The following is a 17,111-nucleotide window of genomic DNA, read 5'->3' as shown; positions in this document are numbered from 1 at the left end:
CCATAAAAAAAGGCATATCTCCTTCTTTTTTAAAAGAATTTTATTCTTATTTTTGATGTTGAGCCAATATAAATAAATCTTGAATTTTATAAAAACAATGATTTAATTATCTTAAATTACCTTTAATAATGTTTTAAAGTAAGAGCCGCATCTACCGCTACGACACTTAGTAATAATTCATTTACGCAAACGTTTGACTAAATCTTACAGACCAAAAATAAAAGTATATGACTTAAATTAATAAAGTTATGACTGAATGTGATAACCGAAAACTGAAAAGTTTTCCTACACTTGTGAAACTAAATCTATTTATACAATTTTTATGATACAATAATCTTCTTTTTTGCTGAATCAATTTCCGAGGGTGGGAGCTGTTCGTAGCAAGGAAAGAGTTTGTTATATCCAGTTGAATCATAAATTTTATGAAAGAAAACAATAATACTTCTAGGCGCGATTTTATCAAGAAATCGTTGATTGGGGCAGCAGCATTTACTATTGTGCCTCGTTTTGTACTTGGAAAAGGCTATCTAGCACCCAGCGATCACTTGACAAAAGGGGTAATCGGTGTCGGCTCCATGGGCCGTGGACACTTTGAATACGCCGGTACCAAGACAGTCGCTATCTGTGATGTGGATACCCGCCACTTAGCATTAGCACAAAAAGCACTGGGTGGAGGTGTCAAAGAACACCATGACTTCCGTGATTTGATCTCAAATCCTGAAGTAGATATTGTCCACATCGCTACGCCACCACACTGGCACGGATTGATGGCGGTCGAGGCTGCCCGCTCCGGAAAAGATATCTGGTGTGAAAAACCAATGACCAGAACCATAGGTGAAGGTAAAAGAGTGAAAGAAGCTGTCAAACAGCATGGTAATATTTTCCGTTTAAATACATGGTTCCGTTTCGATGCCAATTTCTATGGCATGAATGTACCGGTTAAGAAAATCAAGAAATTGGTTGATACAGGTATGCTGGGATGGCCATTGAAAGTGACCATCAGCAAGCATACAGGATTTGACTGGAAATTCTACTGGGTAGGAAAAACCAACCTACCGGTGGAGCAGGTTCCAAAAGAATTAGACTATGATATGTGGTTAGGTCCAGCACCATACAAACCATACAACACCCACCGTACCCATTTGACCTTTAGAGGTTATTGGGATTATGATGGGGGTGGCCTTGGTGATATGGGTCAACATTACATGGACCCAGTTCAATATTTCTTAGGAAAGGACAATGAATCACCAGTTAAGATTGAAGTTGATGCACCACAACAACATTCAGATGCGGTAGGAACTTGGAGAAAGATTACCTATACCTACGCAGATGGTTGTCAAATTATCTTGGACGGTGAAGGCACGGAAGAAGGAAAAGCGTACATAGAAGGGCCTAATGGAAAACTATATAGAGGATTTGTTTCGGATATTCCAGACTTGGAACGCAAGCTGGCCCAATATCCAGATCCAGCCCCTCAAGTTACCGACTTCGTAGAGGCAGTTCGTACGCGTCAGAAATTTGCACTGAATGAAGAGAATGGTTATTACTCCTGTACCTTGATCAACTTAGGGCTTGCAGCGCTTAGATTGAACAGGACTTTACATTATGATTCCGCGAAACAGGAATTTGTCAATGATGAAGCAGCTAACAGATTAATTCACCAGCCGATGAGAGGCCCTTGGTCTTTCTAAACCTACGAAACATGAAAAAAGTATTTAACACCATAGCCGCATTATTATTTTTACAAGTTGCCGCTTATGCACAGCAACCAACTGGACGCACCACTGCCACCAAGATTGCCGATGTATTAGCCCAACAGCCTGCAGAAGAACAAGCAAAGTTCCTGATGGCAATGAAAGAACTGGAAGGATTTACTTCCGAGGATGTTTCAGCGCTATTGCTAGGATTGAAACCTCAAGGAGGAAATAATGCGCCAATAGAATATGCAACTAATTCATATGCGTTTTTTGTGATGCAACCCAACATGGAAGGCCAACGTGCAACCTATGTAAAGGGCTTATTAGAGGCATTGGATAAACTAACCGACAAAAACAACAAGGGATACGTATTTGAACTGCTTAAATTCTTTGCTAAAAACGATGCTATTGAAAAGGTAGCTCCGTACTTGGCAGATGAAGACTTAGCGGAAAAAGCCGCTCGCGTTTTGAATGCTATCCATACTCCTGAAGCTGCTAACGCATTAAATGCTGCTTTAAACAGCTCAGCGACTGAAAAAACAGCTACTGCTATTGTAACGGCTCTTGGTGAGCTGGAATCTACCGAAGCGGAAGCGAAAATCATCGAACTGATCGGAAAATATACCTCAGATAATTTTCAAGTTGCAGGTTTAACGGCATTGAGTAAAATTGCTGGTCCTAATTCCGCAGAGCTTTTCTTAAAAAAAGCAGAAGAAAAAAGCTATCAGTACGATAAGACCAATGCGGCAAGTCTAGCGGTAGACTATGCAGAAGGGTTAGCTAAAAAAGACAAGGATGCGGAAGCAACCAGATTTGCTACAACCTTATACAAAAATGCTACGGCATTCAAAGCGCCAACAATCCAAGCCGGAGCTATTTCGGTATTGACTGCAATCAACCCAGCCAAGCAGAAGAAACAATTGATCAAATTGGCCTCTAATGAAGATAAATTACTTCGCAATGTAGCTTTAGGCCTATTGGCTGATGAAGCGAAAGCGAGCGACTTGGTGAAACTAGCTGGTTCATTGAGAAAGTTTGATGGCGATGCCCAAGAGAGCTTATTGAACTTCTTGGCCACCGAAGATGCAACGGGTTCAGTTAAGGCTATTGAAAAAAGCTTTCCTGCATTGAAGGATGAAGAAGCAAAAATCGCAGCTTTAAATGCGCTTTCTGTATTGACCAAAGGAGCAAATTCAGACTTCTTGATCAAACAGATACCAAATGCCTCTGAAAAGGAATTGGCCGTTATCAAAACATTACTTTTATCCTCAAAAGATAAAGGAACAATGGATGTTGTGAATGGAGCTTTAGCCAATGCTGATGCAAAAACCCAAGTGGCTTTATTGGATGTCCTATCACATAGAACGAATCCTTCATCATCTGCTGCGGTATTGCCCTTAACAGCTTCAACAGATGCTGCAGTGAAATTGGCCGCTTTTAAAGCTTTGTCCAATACCGTAAATCCCGATAACCTAGAGGCAGTCATCCAATTAATGGACAATGCTTCTGGAGAAGAATTAAAATACGCACAGCAAGCAGCCATCGATGCAATCAATGCCAGCCCAGATAAGGATGCTAAAATCCAACGTCTGGCAGCTAATATATCGCGTTCAGCGGCTCCTTCCGCAGCTAAATATTTCCCAATATTCGCAGGTGTAGGTGGTGCAGATGCCTTAAAAGCAGTTGAAAACTATGTAGGGAGCAATGGACCGTTAAAAGCTGAATCTATCCAAGCCTTGGCAAACTGGTCAAAGTCGGAATCTCTTCCTGTTTTGATCCGTCTTTCCAAAACGGAAAAGGATCCAGCGCTATTCAATACCATTTTCAATGGCTTGATCAAGCAATTGAATGCAAGTACCGTCAATCCAGAACAGAAAACCTTATTGTTAAAAGATGCTTTTGAACTGGCGCAAGACGTAAAGCAAAAGAGAGCTGCGTTGTCAAACCTTCAGTCTACTGGTACTTACCAAGCCTTGATGTTTGCTGCACAGTACATGTCTGACAAAGATTTAGGGGGATCAGCAACCAACGTAGCCATGAATATCGCTATGGACCATAAGGACTATATTGGAGCTGATGTTCGCAAGATCTTAAATGATGCTGCAACTAGAATTTCAGGAAGCGAAAGTTCTTATCTGAAAGAAGCTATCGTCCGTCATCTAGCAGAAATGCCAAGTGGTGAAGGCTTTGTTTCCATGTTCAATGGTAAAGATTTGACTGGATGGCAAGGATTGGTGGAAAATCCAATCAAACGTGCCAACATGTCGAAAGCTGAATTAGCGAAGAAACAAGCGGAAGCTGACAAAAAGATGCGTGAAAGCTGGACTGCGCAAGATGGTGATCTTGTATTCAGCGGACATGGTGACAATATCGCTACAATCAAGAAATATGGCGATTTTGAAATGTTGGTGGATTGGAAATTAGATCCTAATGGTAAAGAACCAGATGCTGGTATTTACCTGAGAGGAACTCCACAGGTTCAGATTTGGGATATCTCTCGTACCGAGGTAGGTGCTCAAGTAGGTTCTGGTGGTCTTTATAACAATGCTAAAAATGCCAAAGACCCTATAAAAGTTGCAGATAATGCTTTAGGCGAATGGAATACCTTCAAGATCAAAATGGTAGGTGAAGATGTATCCGTTTGGTTAAATGGCGAATTGGTTGTTGATAATGTTCCATTGGAAAACTATTGGGACCGTAATCAATCTATCTTCCCAACGGAACAGATCGAACTGCAAGCTCATGGATCCAGAGTATGGTACCGTGATATCTTTATCAAGGAAATTCCTCGTAAGGAAGTCTCTACTTTGAGCAACCAAGAGAAACAAGAAGGTTTTGAATTGCTGTTTGATGGTACTAACCTTGATAAATGGACGAGTACTTCAGCTTATGAGATCACTCCGGAAGGCTATATCCGTTCAAATCCAGATGCAAAATTTGGAAAGAACCTTTATACCAAAGATCAATACGGCGATTTCGTATATAGATTTGAGTTTAAATTGACGCCAGGAGCAAACAACGGTGTAGGAATCCGTACACCATTAGAAGGCGATGCTGCCTATCAAGGTATGGAAATCCAAATCTTAGATGATGGGGCTGACGTGTACAAAGATCTTAAACCTTATCAATACCATGGTTCGGTCTATGGAATTATTGCTGCTAAACGTGGTGCCTTAAACCCAGTTGGTGAATGGAATACGGAAGAGATCCGTATCCAAGGCGATAAGATCAAGATTACCGTTAATGGAAAAGTTATTGTAGATGGAGATCTGAAACAGGCGACCAAAAATGGTCCAGCTGATGGTAAGAGTCACCCAGGTCTAAGCAATAGCACTGGCCATATCGGTTTCTTAGGTCATGGTACCGAAGTTTTCCTTCGTAATATCAGAGTGAAAAAATTGTAAATAGATTTTTAATAGAATGAAAGAGGGACTGTCCATTTAGGATAGTCCCTTTTTTTATCCCGAGTTTTTTATCGTAAAATAAAGCTGACAGTTCCGCATATTCCTCCCGAATCTCGTATACTTGCCATAGTAAAAACAACAATCAATTATTCATGCATAAGATTAACCTCATCATCTCTTGTTTGGTCCTTGGAGCTGTTTCTAGCAGCTTTGCCCAGCTATCACCTTTAACGGTCGAAAAGATCATGCGAGATCCTAAATGGATGGGTACTTCACCCTCAAATTATCGTTGGTCTGACAACAGTAGATTCCTCTATTTTGATTGGAATCCAGAAGGCAAGGATAAAGCCCAAGTTTATCGCTTGGATATTGCCTCCAAGAAATATGTGTTAAGTTCGGATAGCATTGCCAATCTGGATGAAGCTCCACAATATATTTTTAATAAGGACAAGAGCATTGCCGTATTCGAAAGGGAAGGAGATCTTTATGTTAAGAACAAGGATCAGGTCAAGCGTCTTACCGAAACTGTAGAAAGGGAAAACCCGTTATCCTTTTTGTTGAACGATGAACTGGTATTCCAGAGAAATGAAAATGTATATTCCCTAGACCTGAACAATACTACAGTTCGTCAATTGACAAACTTTCAACGCGGTGCTGCTCCAAAATCCGACCGAAAGCTGTCCGATCAGGAGGAATGGCTGAAAAAAGACCAAGAACAGCTGTTTGAGGTCTTTAAGGAAGAGGATCGATTAAAGGATAAACGGAAAAAGAAGGAGAACAAAAAAGCATTATATCTTGGTGACGCTTTATTGGGCGGTTTGTCGATTAGTCCCGATGGGCAATATATCACTTACCGTTTGATCTATCCTGCCAAAGGAAATAGAAATACCATTGTTCCCGATTTCATCACCCGTTCTGGTTATGTGGAAGACCTCAATATGCGTACTAAAGTGGGAAATGAACTTACACAGTTTAAGGCCTACGTATATAAAGTGAAACAAGATACCGCTTTGGAGGTTAAGGCAACCAAAATTCCGGGGATCAAAGATCTGCCAGCTTATTTATCTGACTATCCAGAACGTCTAGCAGAGCTCCAAAAAGCAAATAAAGATCGTCAAATCACTTGGGGTGTAGCTTCTTGGTCGCCTAATGCTAAATATGCGGTAATCACGGCAAAAGCTCAGGACAACAAGGATTTTTGGATCTTGAAGGTAAACCCGGAAGATGCAAGTGTGGCCCAATTGGATAGACAGCATGATGATGCCTGGATATCTGGACCTGGAATAGGAAGAGATGTCAAATGGTTGAATGACCATACCTTTTATTTCAATAGTGAAGCCTCTGGATACTCGCATCTGTACAGCTACGATCTAAATAGCAACAGTAAAAAGCAATTGACCGAAGGAAACTGGGAGGTGCAATCGGTTCAATTGTCAAAAGATGGAAAGAACTTCTATATCTCGGGAAATAAAGAGCATCCCGGCATTACCCATTTTTATAGCTTACCTGTTCAAGGAGGCAATTTATCACAGATCACCTCGATGAAGGGTGGTAATGAAGTCACGCTTTCACCGGATGAAAAATATTTGGCGATTAGCCATTCTACCATGAACAAACCTTGGGAACTGTACTTACAGATTAACAAAGCCCAAGCGAATGCCAGTCAGATTACCAAATCGACCAGCACAGAATTTGATAGCTATGCTTGGCGCGAGCCTGATATGGTTAAGTTCCAAAACCGCTATGGCGATGATGTATATGCTCGTGTTTATCCAGCCAAGAATCCGCACCCCAATAAACCGGCGGTAGTATTTGTACATGGAGCAGGTTATCTGCAGAATGTACACTATTGGTGGAGCCAGTATTTCAGGGAATATATGTTCAATAACATGTTAGCCGACAATGGCTATACTGTAATTGATATTGATTATACAGCGAGCTCCGGTTATGGACGTAATCACCGAACAGGCATTTACAGACATATGGGAGGGAAGGATCTTACCGATCAGGTTGATGGTGTAAAGTATTTGGTAGACCATTACGGAGTTAACCCTGCTAATGTAGGCCTATATGGAGGCTCATACGGAGGTTTCATTACCTTGATGGGCCTATTTACCGAACCGGAGGTATTCAAGTCTGGTGCGGCTCTAAGGTCTGTTACAGATTGGGCACATTATAACCATGGTTATACCGCCAATATATTGAATACACCGGTAGAGGATCCGATCGCTTTCAAGAGAAGTTCACCAATCTATTTTGCCGATAAATTAAAAGGCAATCTGTTGATGTTGCATGGTATGGTGGATGTCAATGTACAATTCCAGGATATCGTAAGGCTTAACCAGCGTTTGATAGAATTAGGAAAAGAAAATTGGGATTTAGCGGTTTATCCAGTCGAAGACCATGGATTCGTACAACCAAGCAGTTGGACCGATGAATACAAAAGGATATTCAAGTTGTTTGAAAATACCTTGAAGAAATAAAAAGCAGTTTGATAAAAACCAAGGAGGGGGCAAGAGTAATTTGCCCCCTCCTTGGTTTTTTACCGGTGTCAGGCTGAGGAACGAAGGTTTTCGGAACCATACAAAGGGTGGGGTATTGGTGTCCAGTAACTTAACCTTCGGTTTCCGCCAACCTTTCATCCTGACGCAGAAAGGATCTCGGTACCATACAAACCATAATTGCATTGGCGTACAGGTCCTCAATCTTCGATTGAGAATGACAAGGGGATGATGGGGGAGAACCGTACAGATTCTTCACTCATCGTTCAGAATCAAAATGTTCTGGAGGGAGATTCAGAGTGCAGCGAAGAATCTATTTTTAATTTTATTGTGAAGGGTTTTTCATTTCGAAATCGTAAGATGAGAAACCTATTTCAAGTGAAGTATGGATAGTTCCGAGACCCTTCGGTGGTGCCCTCAGGGTGACACAGAAAAGGTATAGAAAGATATTTCACCCACGCTGTGGGTTGGCCATTTCCAAGAATCTAATTTCTACAAAGATGCCACCCCCTTTAGGGGTTTCTCAAAACATATAAATATACATTATCCTTCCGAAGGAAGCCCTTTAGCCCCGGCTCATTTCCAATGGCGGAAAAATGGAAAGAATGCCGATGCACTGTGCGATGGGAATGGCCTTGGATGCTATCAAGAAATTCTCCCATTGAAGGGGAGAATTTAGAAGAACGCCACCCTCGACATCCAGGCATTCTTTTCATGTGCGGATGATTGTGCGAAAAGCCATCTTAAATGGACCGAAGGTTTTTGGTTACTTTTGGGCTCCAAAAGTAACAATAGAATTGGGGTCCGTGAGCTCCTTCGTCGGTTTGGTTACTGTTGGGCTCCAAAAGTAACGAAGAATCTAAATTTTGTTTTTTTCTTAATTTAATGACATTTCCTGTTGGGGGTTATTCAGCTGTTTACCATTTCTTCAAATTTTCTTCTTATCTTCAGGGAGTTACTAACCAATTAACCAATTTGTTATGAATTATAATCGACTTCTGTTGCTGATTATATCATTAACGGCAGCGGCGACCATGTTCTACTTCTTATTTGGGCCGAACAAGGACAATAAATCACTTGGCTATTTTGCTTTGGTCATATTGATAGGCACCAATGCTATCTACTTCTTGTTTTCCAAGGATTGGATCAATCGTAAACCTAGGTAATTCCTACCTTATTCGAGACATATTCCGAATTTTGGCCAAATGTTCAATATTTTAAGAAAGGTATTCCCGAAGCATTCCCGAAGATGCCTCGAACATGGGTAAAAGGAAAGGGCTAATTAAAAATGCCTGCTCTGGAACTTGATTAAAAAAATAAAGGATAAAAAAATCCCCCTAAGTTTCTTTTCTTAGGGGGATTCCATATTTATTTTGGTATTAATCTTTTAGGCGACGTCTCTTAAATCTACCGCTACAACTCTTGATACACCTTGTTCCACCATAGTTACACCGTAGATAATATCGGTGCTGGCAATCGTACGTTTATTATGGGAAACCACAATAAATTGGGATTGGTTGGAGAACTCGCGGATGATGTTATTGAACTTATCAATATTGGTGTCATCCAATGGAGCATCGACCTCATCGAATATACAGAACGGTGCCGGTTTCAATAAATATAAAGAGAACAATAGGGCAGTGGAAGTCAATGTTTTCTCACCACCTGAAAGCTGGTTGATCGACAAAGGACGTTTCCCTTTAGGACGTGCTACAATATCGATATCGGATTCCAAAGGATTGTTTGGGTCACTTAATACGATATCACAGGAGTCTTCCTCGTTGAACAGGGATCGGAATACCTTGATGAAGTTCTCACGAACGGTGGTAAAGGCGTACATGAATTTATCATTGGCAGACTGATCAATCTCTTGGATCGTGCTCAATAAGGAAGCTTTGGCTTCCATTAGATCTGTTTTTTCCTTTTGTATAAAACCATGGCGTTCATCCATTTCATCGTATGCTTCCTTGGCCATTGGATTGATGCTTCCATAGTCATCCAATTGCTTTTTAAGCTTTCTGCAGGAAGTCTCTAGATCGGCCATAGCCAATCTTTCCTCTGGGATTTCCGCTTCCAATAAATCTTGTAACTCGATATTGAATTCAACTGAAAGCCTTTCCTTAAGCGCATTCAAGTCAATCTGTAATGTTGTTTTCTTATCCTTCAACTCAGATATCAAAGCGTCAGATATATCCTTGGATTTGCGAAGTTGATTGATTTCATCTTCTAGATCGTTGATTACCTTTCTGGATTTAAAGAAATTTTCTTCAACTTCTTGCAAACCTTTTTCAAGCAATTCCTTTTGTTCGTACATTGAGCCCAGGTCTGTATCGTTGTTGTCTACAAAACTCAAGGCTTCTTTCAGGTCGTTTTTGACTGTTTCAAATTCTATGCTGAACTTCTCGATTCTATCTTCTAGGTTCTCACGTTGTGTTTCCCTGTATTCTACATCCCTTTGCAGGGTATTCACTTTGTTCTGCTGTTGGTGGAACTTAATGTTTTCCTGGTTATAGACAGTTGATTTCTCGTTCAGGATCTCGGTCAGTTCATGGTAGGAATCCTCCAGACGGCTTAATACCGTTTGGTTTTCGGTTGCCGTTTCTTTGAATGTAGCCAATTCAGGTTCAGATTTCTCTAATTGAGCGATGATATTGGCAACCTTGGTCTCAATATCCTGTTTTCTGTTCTGGCTGCTATTGATGAAAGTTTGATATTGCTCCTGTTTTGTCTTTACGGTAGTCAGCTCATTGTTCAGACGGTTCAATTGTATTCGCTGTTCGTCGATGAATTCCTTTTGGGAACTGCCTTTCAATCCGACCAATTGACTATTCAATGCCTCTTGGGTTTCTTGTATGATATCAATCTGTTCGTTCAGATCTTTGATTTCCTTTTCCAGGATTTCTAAATTCTTGGCTCTTCCGATACGTTTGCCTTCAAATAAACCTACCGAGCCACCAGAGATTCCCAATTTGTTTTTAGCGTATTTTCCCTCTTTTTGAAGAAGGACTATGTTATCAGCTGGTAGGTTGGCATCGATGTCAATTTCAGCTTCCGAGTCAATTAAATACACATCTTGTAAAAGGATATTACAAAGGTTTCGGTATTTTTCGTCAACCTTAATAATGTCCATGGCCGGTATAAGGGCCTTATTGTTTTCCTTAGCGCTGTTATTGGGTTTTTGTTCGTTAATTGCTTCTAAAACAAAGAAGTTGGCTCTTCCTCTTGAAGAATCACTTAACAGTTTTATGGCCTGTACAGCATCCTCTTTGGTCTCTACCACATAATGGTTCATGATAGGCTCCAAGAAGTTCTCAACAGCCACACGGTAATCTTCCTTACAGAATAGGATATCAGAAAACAAGGGTGGGTTTTTCTTCCAGCCAGCATGTTTTCTTAGGAACTTAATGGACTCTGGGAAACCTTCCAGATTATCTACCAAAGATTTTGTAAGGTTATATTCGTTCTGTTTGGAATCTACGGACCGCGCTTTTCTACTCAGGTCATCTGCTGATTCTTTAAGCTTGGTTTCACATTGGGCAATCTGCCTTTGGATTTCCTCTTCCGTCCGTAAGGCCTCATCAAATTGATCTTGTTGGATCCCTACACGTTCTTCTAATTCGGCAACTGCATGATTGAACTGTTGAAGTTCCAGTTCTTTTGATTCAGAATCATGACTGGTTCGCAAGGATTCTTGTTCCAAAGCTTCCTTTTGTATGCCTAAAACTGCCAATTCCTTTTCCAAAGCATAGATTTGGCTTTGTAGGGCCTGACTATTTTTGGAGAATTCGTCCAGCTTCGTTTTCGCCGAGGACTGTTGTGCTCGCAGTTCTTCAACCTCGATTTTATTAGTATCTAGGTCCTGCTTTAAGATATCTAAGCTGTTCTGTTCTTCAAAAAGTTCCTCGTTCAGTCGCTTTATTTGATATTGCACATGGTTCAATTGCTGTTTGTCGATCTGCAGGTCATTATTAAGACGAGTTTCCTTTTCCTGCAGATGTTGCAATTGCGCATTTTTGATCTTTTTCTCAGATTCATAAGACCTGATCTTATTGATATATTCCTGGGTAGCCTTTTGTTGGGTAGACAGGTTCTGTTCTTTGGCAAGGATATCCGTTTTGGATTCTTGCAAGGTTTTCTCCTTGCTCTCCATTTTGGAAAGCACATTTCTCAGTTTTTCCTGTTGCTCGGCTTCCTGATCGGTAATCCTTTCAAGATCTGTTTGAAAACCCTCAAGTTTATAATAAGCTAAACCAATGCTTGCTTCCTTATATTCATCCTTGAGTTTGAAGTATTTCTCCGCCTTTTTTGCTTGGTTTTCGAGCGATTTTAAGTTCTTGTTGATTTCAAACAAAAGGTCGTCAACCCTGGAAAGATCGGATTCGGTATCTTTTAGTTTCGATAGGGTCTGTTTTTTGCGGACTTTATATTTCGAGATCCCTGATGCTTCCTCAAAGAGGTTTCTTCTGGAATTGTCCTTATTGGCGATGATTTCATCGATCATCTTTAATTCAATGATCGAATAGGTATCAGAACCAATTCCCGTATCCAGGAAAAGATCCGTAATATCCTTTAATCTACATTTTACATCGTTAAGTCTATATTCACTTTCACCGGTTCGGAACAGTTTTCTAGTGATTGTAACAGTTGCAAACTCGGTAGGTAATATGTTTTTGGTATTGTCAAAGGTCAATGAAACTTCAGCCAGATTAGCAGCTTTACGGTTTTTGGTGCCGTTAAAGATGATATTTTCCATTTTGTCTGAACGCAGGTTCTTGGTGCTCTGTTCACCTAGTACCCAGCGCATTGCATCAACAACATTAGACTTGCCACAACCATTTGGTCCAACGATGGCTGTTACCCCTTCATTGAAGTTGATTGTTACTTTGTCACCAAAACTTTTAAACCCTCTAATCTCTAATTTTGTTAATTGCATTAGCTCTTATAAGTAAAAAATGTGTGCGAAATTAAGGAATTTCAACAATGAATGAAATACCCTAATGATGGTCAGGGTACTCCTTATAATTTAAGGTGTTAAGCTAACACTTCCTTAAAGTATACAAAATGGGCTTCAGTGTCTTTTTGAATCCTGAAGATTCCTTTGGAAATGCGGAGGTAACCGGAAATTGCGGTCAAAGCCCAAGCGATAGGGGTGTCGATTTCCAGTTTTGGGTTGCTGAGGTATCCAAAATCATAGAATTCACCATAATTTTTGATGATATCCAATTCTTCCTTTTCAGCTTCAGAGATTTCTGGATTATCCCATCTCCAGGTCCAAATCGATTTCTCAGGATCAATACTACCCACAATCTGAAACGCTAGATTTAAGTTTGAATTGTCCTCATTTGAAAAGCTGATGATATTATTTTCCCAATCTACGGTATAGCTGGAGAATTGGCCAAAGGCATGCTGTTCTTCAAGAATTTCTTGTTGATCCGTAATATATTCATGCGCTTTAGCGTGAAGTACACGAAAAGATTCGTCTATTTTGGGTTTCTCAAGGCTCATAGGCCATAAATATAGCAAAACCTTAAAAATAAGAAAAGCCCAAATCATTGGGCCTTTCCGTTTTTATGGATGTATTGTAAAGCTGCCTTGTTGTAAGTCGTTAATCTGTAATGTTATAGAAGCTGTATACAAGCTCTAAAGGAAATTCACTGTTGTCCTTCGTTCCGATTAACATGAAGTTGTAATGTTTATTGTTCTCCAAATTAATTTCATCAATTTTGGCAATTACCTTTCCTTGTTCATCAGTAACGGTAACAGCAGTTTTTCCCGTAGTGGACTCCCTAAAGATTTGTGTCTGGGCGACAGTGTTAGGGTTTTCCTTTACACGGTTGGTCGATCCGACAATTTCCTGACTGCCTACCTTGAAATTTACTTTGCCTACTTGGTTGGCCAAATGGAAGAACCTAACCCCGGTTTTAGTCCCTGCATTTTTCAATTCTACATCTGGAACCCTGATAAATTCAGGTTTTTCTTCCGTTCCATAGACCATACAACTATATACCACTGAATCGGCAAATGTGAAAGTCGTATCAATGATGGGTTGATTATTTAAGCGATCTACAACCTGTATCTTTTTGTTTCCCGGGATAGCGAAGAACATAGAGATACCTTTGTAACGCGGATCTATCTGATTTAAAAGGTTTCCATTGACTGCGTATAGTATTCCCGAACTTTTTGGATAGAAGTTAAAAAGGGAAACAGCAGGGTAGTTTAAATCTGGATAATCATCATTATCCTTTAGACAACTACTTAATGTTAATATACTTAGTGCAATGACTAATAGAAGACTATGTTTTTTCATTTGTTCAGTAAATTCTTTTTTGATTTCAATTTTTGAACGTTCAATAAAAAAACGGTAATGTTTACAGATATGCTACAGTGTTAGGGAAAAATCTTTTTTTTGTTGGATTCAAGCTTGTTAAAGTGGATTTAAAAGAAGGAAGACCTTATAATGGTTTCCGTTTAGGGTCTGTTTTGGACTTTCCGAGTTGCTTGATGAAATTATCCAATCCTAATTTTTGGATATTATAGACTTCCTGTTCATAAATAGGAAGCAATTCTAACAGTTGTACAGTTGATTTCCTCCCATCCTTCACTTTTTGGGGAATACCATCTTGAACAGGAATCACCACAAAAGCGTTTAGGTCAGACTCTTGGCTGACCTTTTGCCCCAGTCGGATTATTTCGCCACTATTGAAAGGGCAATCCCCACGGAGCTGATTGGTTAAATATCCAACAACATGTGCCCAGGTCATATCTTCAGAATCCATCTGCAGGCATAATTCAACCTTATTGTGTTGATCTGGATGATTGGCGAATGAAAGACCATAGGAGAAGGTTGTCATTGGGCTGTCTTCAGTTTTGTGAAAAACCAATGAATAGACGAATGGAAGTTTTTTCTTTACGCTTTTCTCCCGAAAAACAGCTGCTTTTGCTTGTAGGGTATCTTCCAATTGGCTGCGGAAATGTTCCAAAGGAGACTTAAGGAAATCTGGTTTTTTAAATATCATCTGAAGAATTAACCTGTTTTTTCAGTCAAAAATAGCCAATTGTGTAAAAATTTCAGCACAAGCTGTCAATTTGACTTAAAAATAACATTGGAATATAAGTTGATTACAGAAATATATAAATCTTAAAAAAATAAATTAACAAACATATGCAAGAAGAGAAGGGTACTATTTCAATTCATACCGAGAATATATTTCCGGTGATTAAGAAGTTCTTATACTCAGATAACGAAATATTTTTACGCGAGCTTGTATCCAATGCGGTCGATGCTTCCCAAAAGATCAAAAGATTAGCTTCATTAGGTCAATATAATGGAGAAGTGGGCGACCTTACGGTACAAGTGAAAGTTGATGAAGAAGCAAAGACCATTACCATTTCGGATAACGGAATTGGTATGACTGCCGAGGAGATCAAGAAATACATCAACCAGATTGCCTTTTCAGGGGCTACAGAATTCATGGAGAAATTTAAAGAAGCTAACGATGCCAATGAAATCATTGGTCGATTTGGTCTTGGTTTCTACTCGGCATTCATGGTTGCTGATCAGGTTGAAATTGACTCTTTGTCTTACCAAGAAGGAGCAGAGGCTGCACATTGGGTTTGTGATGGATCTACTTCCTATGAGATCTCTGCAGGTAGCAGAACAACCCGTGGAACCGATGTTATCTTACATATCAATGAAGAGTCTTTGGAATTCCTTCAAAAGCAAAGAATTCAACAAATCCTTAATAAATATTGTAAGTTCTTGCCGGTTCCAATCCAATTTGGAATGAAATCAGAATCTGAACCTGATGGTGAAGATGAAGAAGGTAAACCAAAATACAAGACCGTAGAGGTTCCCAATATTATCAACAATACGCATCCCGCTTGGACAAAATCGCCATCAGAATTGACTGATGAAGATTATTTGAAGTTCTACCATGAACTTTATCCACATTCTATGGATGAACCTTTGTTCTGGATTCACCTAAACGTGGATTATCCATTTAATTTGACCGGAATCCTATATTTTCCGAAAATCAAGAACGAATTGGAAATCCAATGCAATAAGATCCAATTGTATTCTAGACAGGTATTCATTACCGATGAGGTAAAAGATATCGTTCCAGAATTCCTGATGTTATTGCAAGGGGTCATTGATTCTCCAGATATTCCTCTGAACGTTTCAAGATCATTCTTACAGGCGGATAGCAATGTGAAGAAGATCAACAACTATATCACCAAAAAGGTAGCGGACAAATTGAACGAGATCTTTAAATCAGACCGTAAAGGTTTTGAGGAAAAATGGTCTGATATCAGTTTGTTCATTAAATACGGTATGTTGAGCGATGAGAAATTTGCTGAAAAAGCAAATGATTTCTGCTTGCTTCAGAATGTGAACAATGAATATTATACCTTCAAGGAGTACTACGAAAAGGTTAAGGATATCCAAGTAGACAAAGATGGCAACATTATTTACCTGTATACCCAAGATAAAGCGCAGCAAGATGGCTACATTGCAGCAGCCTTGGCAAAAGGATATGATGTCCTGAATTTCAATGGTCCTTTGGATACGCATTTTGCAGGCTATGTGGAGCAACATGGCGGCGAGAAGGTGCAGTTGAAACGTGTTGACTCAGATGTAATCGATAAATTGATTCCTAAAGACGAGAAAATCGAACAGACTCTGACTGAAGATGAGAGCAAGAAAGCAACTGGAATTTTTGAGAAAGCGATCTCTCGTCCGGATATGAAGGTTGAGGTGGATGCCTTGAATGCCAATGATCTCCCAGTTGCCGTAACTATCGATGAGTTTATGCGTCGTATGAAAGATATGGCGAAAACTGGTGGTGGTATGGGATTCTATGGTACTTTGCCTGATAACTATAAGGTAACGGTTAATGGAAACCATCCATTAGTGAAACGCATTGTTGAATCTTCCGAAGAAGAAGGTGAAAAGCTAGCCAAACAGGCATTTGATCTTGCTCTATTGTCAAGAGGTCTGTTGACTGGCGCTGAATTGACAGCTTTTGTAAAAAGAAGCGTGGATTTGATTTAGAATAGATATGAGATGTGAGATTTGAGACTTTGCTGATGTTTCAAGAGGATGATTTCATGTTTCAGGAAATATTTATGTAGATAAAAAAGCAACCCCAGAAGGGGTTGCTTTTTTTGAACCAGGATGGAAGGGATGCGAGGATGGACCAAGATCATGGGAAAGAACCAGGATGGAAGGGATGAGAGGATGGAGCTAGATCAGGGGATGAACCAGGATGAAAAGGATAGGAGGATGGACCAAGATCATGGGATAGAACCAGGATGGAAGGGATGCGAGGATGGACCAAGATCATGGGAAAGAACTATCTTTTCGCTAAAAAGGTAGCAGGTGTTGTAGGCCTTATGTTTGTATCTAGGACGTGCTAATACAAAGAGATAGCATAAGATTATTTGTTTATATTTTTATATAACCAAAATAACAACATAAATCCTAATCTTATGCTACGACAAAATACGGA

Annotated in this window: 10 protein-coding genes; 6 read left to right on the top strand and 4 right to left on the bottom strand. The window is 39.9% G+C overall.

The annotated features are described in order from the left end of the window. The first annotated feature begins 422 nt into the window (after positions 1–422). From NLF99_RS08245 to NLF99_RS08230, 4 genes are all read left to right on the top strand, one after another. Positions 423–1,691: a Gfo/Idh/MocA family oxidoreductase gene (locus tag NLF99_RS08245; RefSeq protein WP_254527681.1), complete on the top strand. Its 1,269-nt coding sequence runs from the start codon at positions 423–425 to the stop codon at positions 1,689–1,691. Between the two features lie 11 nt (positions 1,692–1,702). Then, positions 1,703–5,101: a DUF1080 domain-containing protein gene (locus tag NLF99_RS08240; protein ID WP_254527680.1), complete on the top strand. Its 3,399-nt coding sequence runs from the start codon at positions 1,703–1,705 to the stop codon at positions 5,099–5,101. Between the two features lie 152 nt (positions 5,102–5,253). Further along, complete coding sequence (locus NLF99_RS08235; RefSeq protein ID WP_254527679.1) at positions 5,254–7,584, top strand: prolyl oligopeptidase family serine peptidase; 2,331 nt, start codon at positions 5,254–5,256, stop codon at positions 7,582–7,584. A 998-nt stretch (positions 7,585–8,582) separates the two neighbouring features. Further along, entirely contained in the window at positions 8,583–8,768 is a 186-nt protein-coding gene (locus tag NLF99_RS08230; RefSeq protein WP_185216852.1) for a hypothetical protein, read from the top strand. A 221-nt stretch (positions 8,769–8,989) separates the two neighbouring features. Here the strand turns inward: NLF99_RS08230 and smc are convergent, their stop codons facing one another. From smc to NLF99_RS08210, 4 genes are all read right to left on the bottom strand, one after another. Beyond that, complete coding sequence (smc, locus tag NLF99_RS08225) at positions 8,990–12,535, bottom strand: chromosome segregation protein SMC (RefSeq protein WP_254527678.1); 3,546 nt, start codon at positions 12,533–12,535, stop codon at positions 8,990–8,992. Between the two features lie 98 nt (positions 12,536–12,633). After that, positions 12,634–13,107: a DUF6882 domain-containing protein gene (locus tag NLF99_RS08220; protein WP_185216848.1), complete on the bottom strand. Its 474-nt coding sequence runs from the start codon at positions 13,105–13,107 to the stop codon at positions 12,634–12,636. Positions 13,108–13,207: 100 nt separating this feature from the next. Then, a complete protein-coding gene (locus tag NLF99_RS08215; RefSeq protein WP_185212606.1) occupies positions 13,208–13,909 on the bottom strand; it encodes a DUF4397 domain-containing protein in 702 nt (233 codons plus the stop codon). A 145-nt stretch (positions 13,910–14,054) separates the two neighbouring features. Next, the gene (locus tag NLF99_RS08210) at positions 14,055–14,618 is read right to left on the bottom strand and encodes a suppressor of fused domain protein (protein WP_254527677.1); all 564 of its coding nucleotides are present in this window, start codon (positions 14,616–14,618) and stop codon (positions 14,055–14,057) included. 146 nt (positions 14,619–14,764) lie between these two features. On the opposite strand from NLF99_RS08210, the gene htpG reads away from it, so the two are divergent. Beyond that, positions 14,765–16,654, top strand: a complete 1,890-nt coding sequence (htpG, locus tag NLF99_RS08205; RefSeq protein WP_254527676.1) for a molecular chaperone HtpG — start codon at positions 14,765–14,767, stop codon at positions 16,652–16,654. A gap of 123 nt (positions 16,655–16,777) precedes the next feature. Continuing rightward, a complete protein-coding gene (locus tag NLF99_RS08200; RefSeq protein WP_254527675.1) occupies positions 16,778–16,978 on the top strand; it encodes a hypothetical protein in 201 nt (66 codons plus the stop codon). Positions 16,979–17,111: the final 133 nt, after the last annotated feature.

Origin of the sequence: Sphingobacterium sp. LZ11T8 (assembly GCF_024261425.1) — a bacterium.
Lineage (GTDB): Bacteria > Bacteroidota > Bacteroidia > Sphingobacteriales > Sphingobacteriaceae > Sphingobacterium.
Note: the sequence above shows the minus strand (reverse complement) of the source record. Positions and strands in the feature narration are given on the sequence as shown.

Excerpts from the sequence above, each read along its gene's own strand:
- NLF99_RS08220 (WP_185216848.1), bottom strand. The coding sequence starts at position 13,107 with ATGAGCCTTGAGAAACCCAAAATAGACGAATCTTTTCGTGTACTTCAC.
- NLF99_RS08245 (WP_254527681.1), top strand. The coding sequence starts at position 423 with ATGAAAGAAAACAATAATACTTCTAGGCGCGATTTTATCAAGAAATCG.
- NLF99_RS08210 (WP_254527677.1), bottom strand. The coding sequence starts at position 14,618 with ATGATATTTAAAAAACCAGATTTCCTTAAGTCTCCTTTGGAACATTTC.
- htpG (WP_254527676.1), top strand. The coding sequence starts at position 14,765 with ATGCAAGAAGAGAAGGGTACTATTTCAATTCATACCGAGAATATATTT.
- NLF99_RS08240 (WP_254527680.1), top strand. The coding sequence starts at position 1,703 with ATGAAAAAAGTATTTAACACCATAGCCGCATTATTATTTTTACAAGTT.
- NLF99_RS08235 (WP_254527679.1), top strand. The coding sequence starts at position 5,254 with ATGCATAAGATTAACCTCATCATCTCTTGTTTGGTCCTTGGAGCTGTT.
- NLF99_RS08200 (WP_254527675.1), top strand. The coding sequence starts at position 16,778 with ATGGAAGGGATGCGAGGATGGACCAAGATCATGGGAAAGAACCAGGAT.
- smc (WP_254527678.1), bottom strand. The coding sequence starts at position 12,535 with ATGCAATTAACAAAATTAGAGATTAGAGGGTTTAAAAGTTTTGGTGAC.
- NLF99_RS08230 (WP_185216852.1), top strand. The coding sequence starts at position 8,583 with ATGAATTATAATCGACTTCTGTTGCTGATTATATCATTAACGGCAGCG.
- NLF99_RS08215 (WP_185212606.1), bottom strand. The coding sequence starts at position 13,909 with ATGAAAAAACATAGTCTTCTATTAGTCATTGCACTAAGTATATTAACA.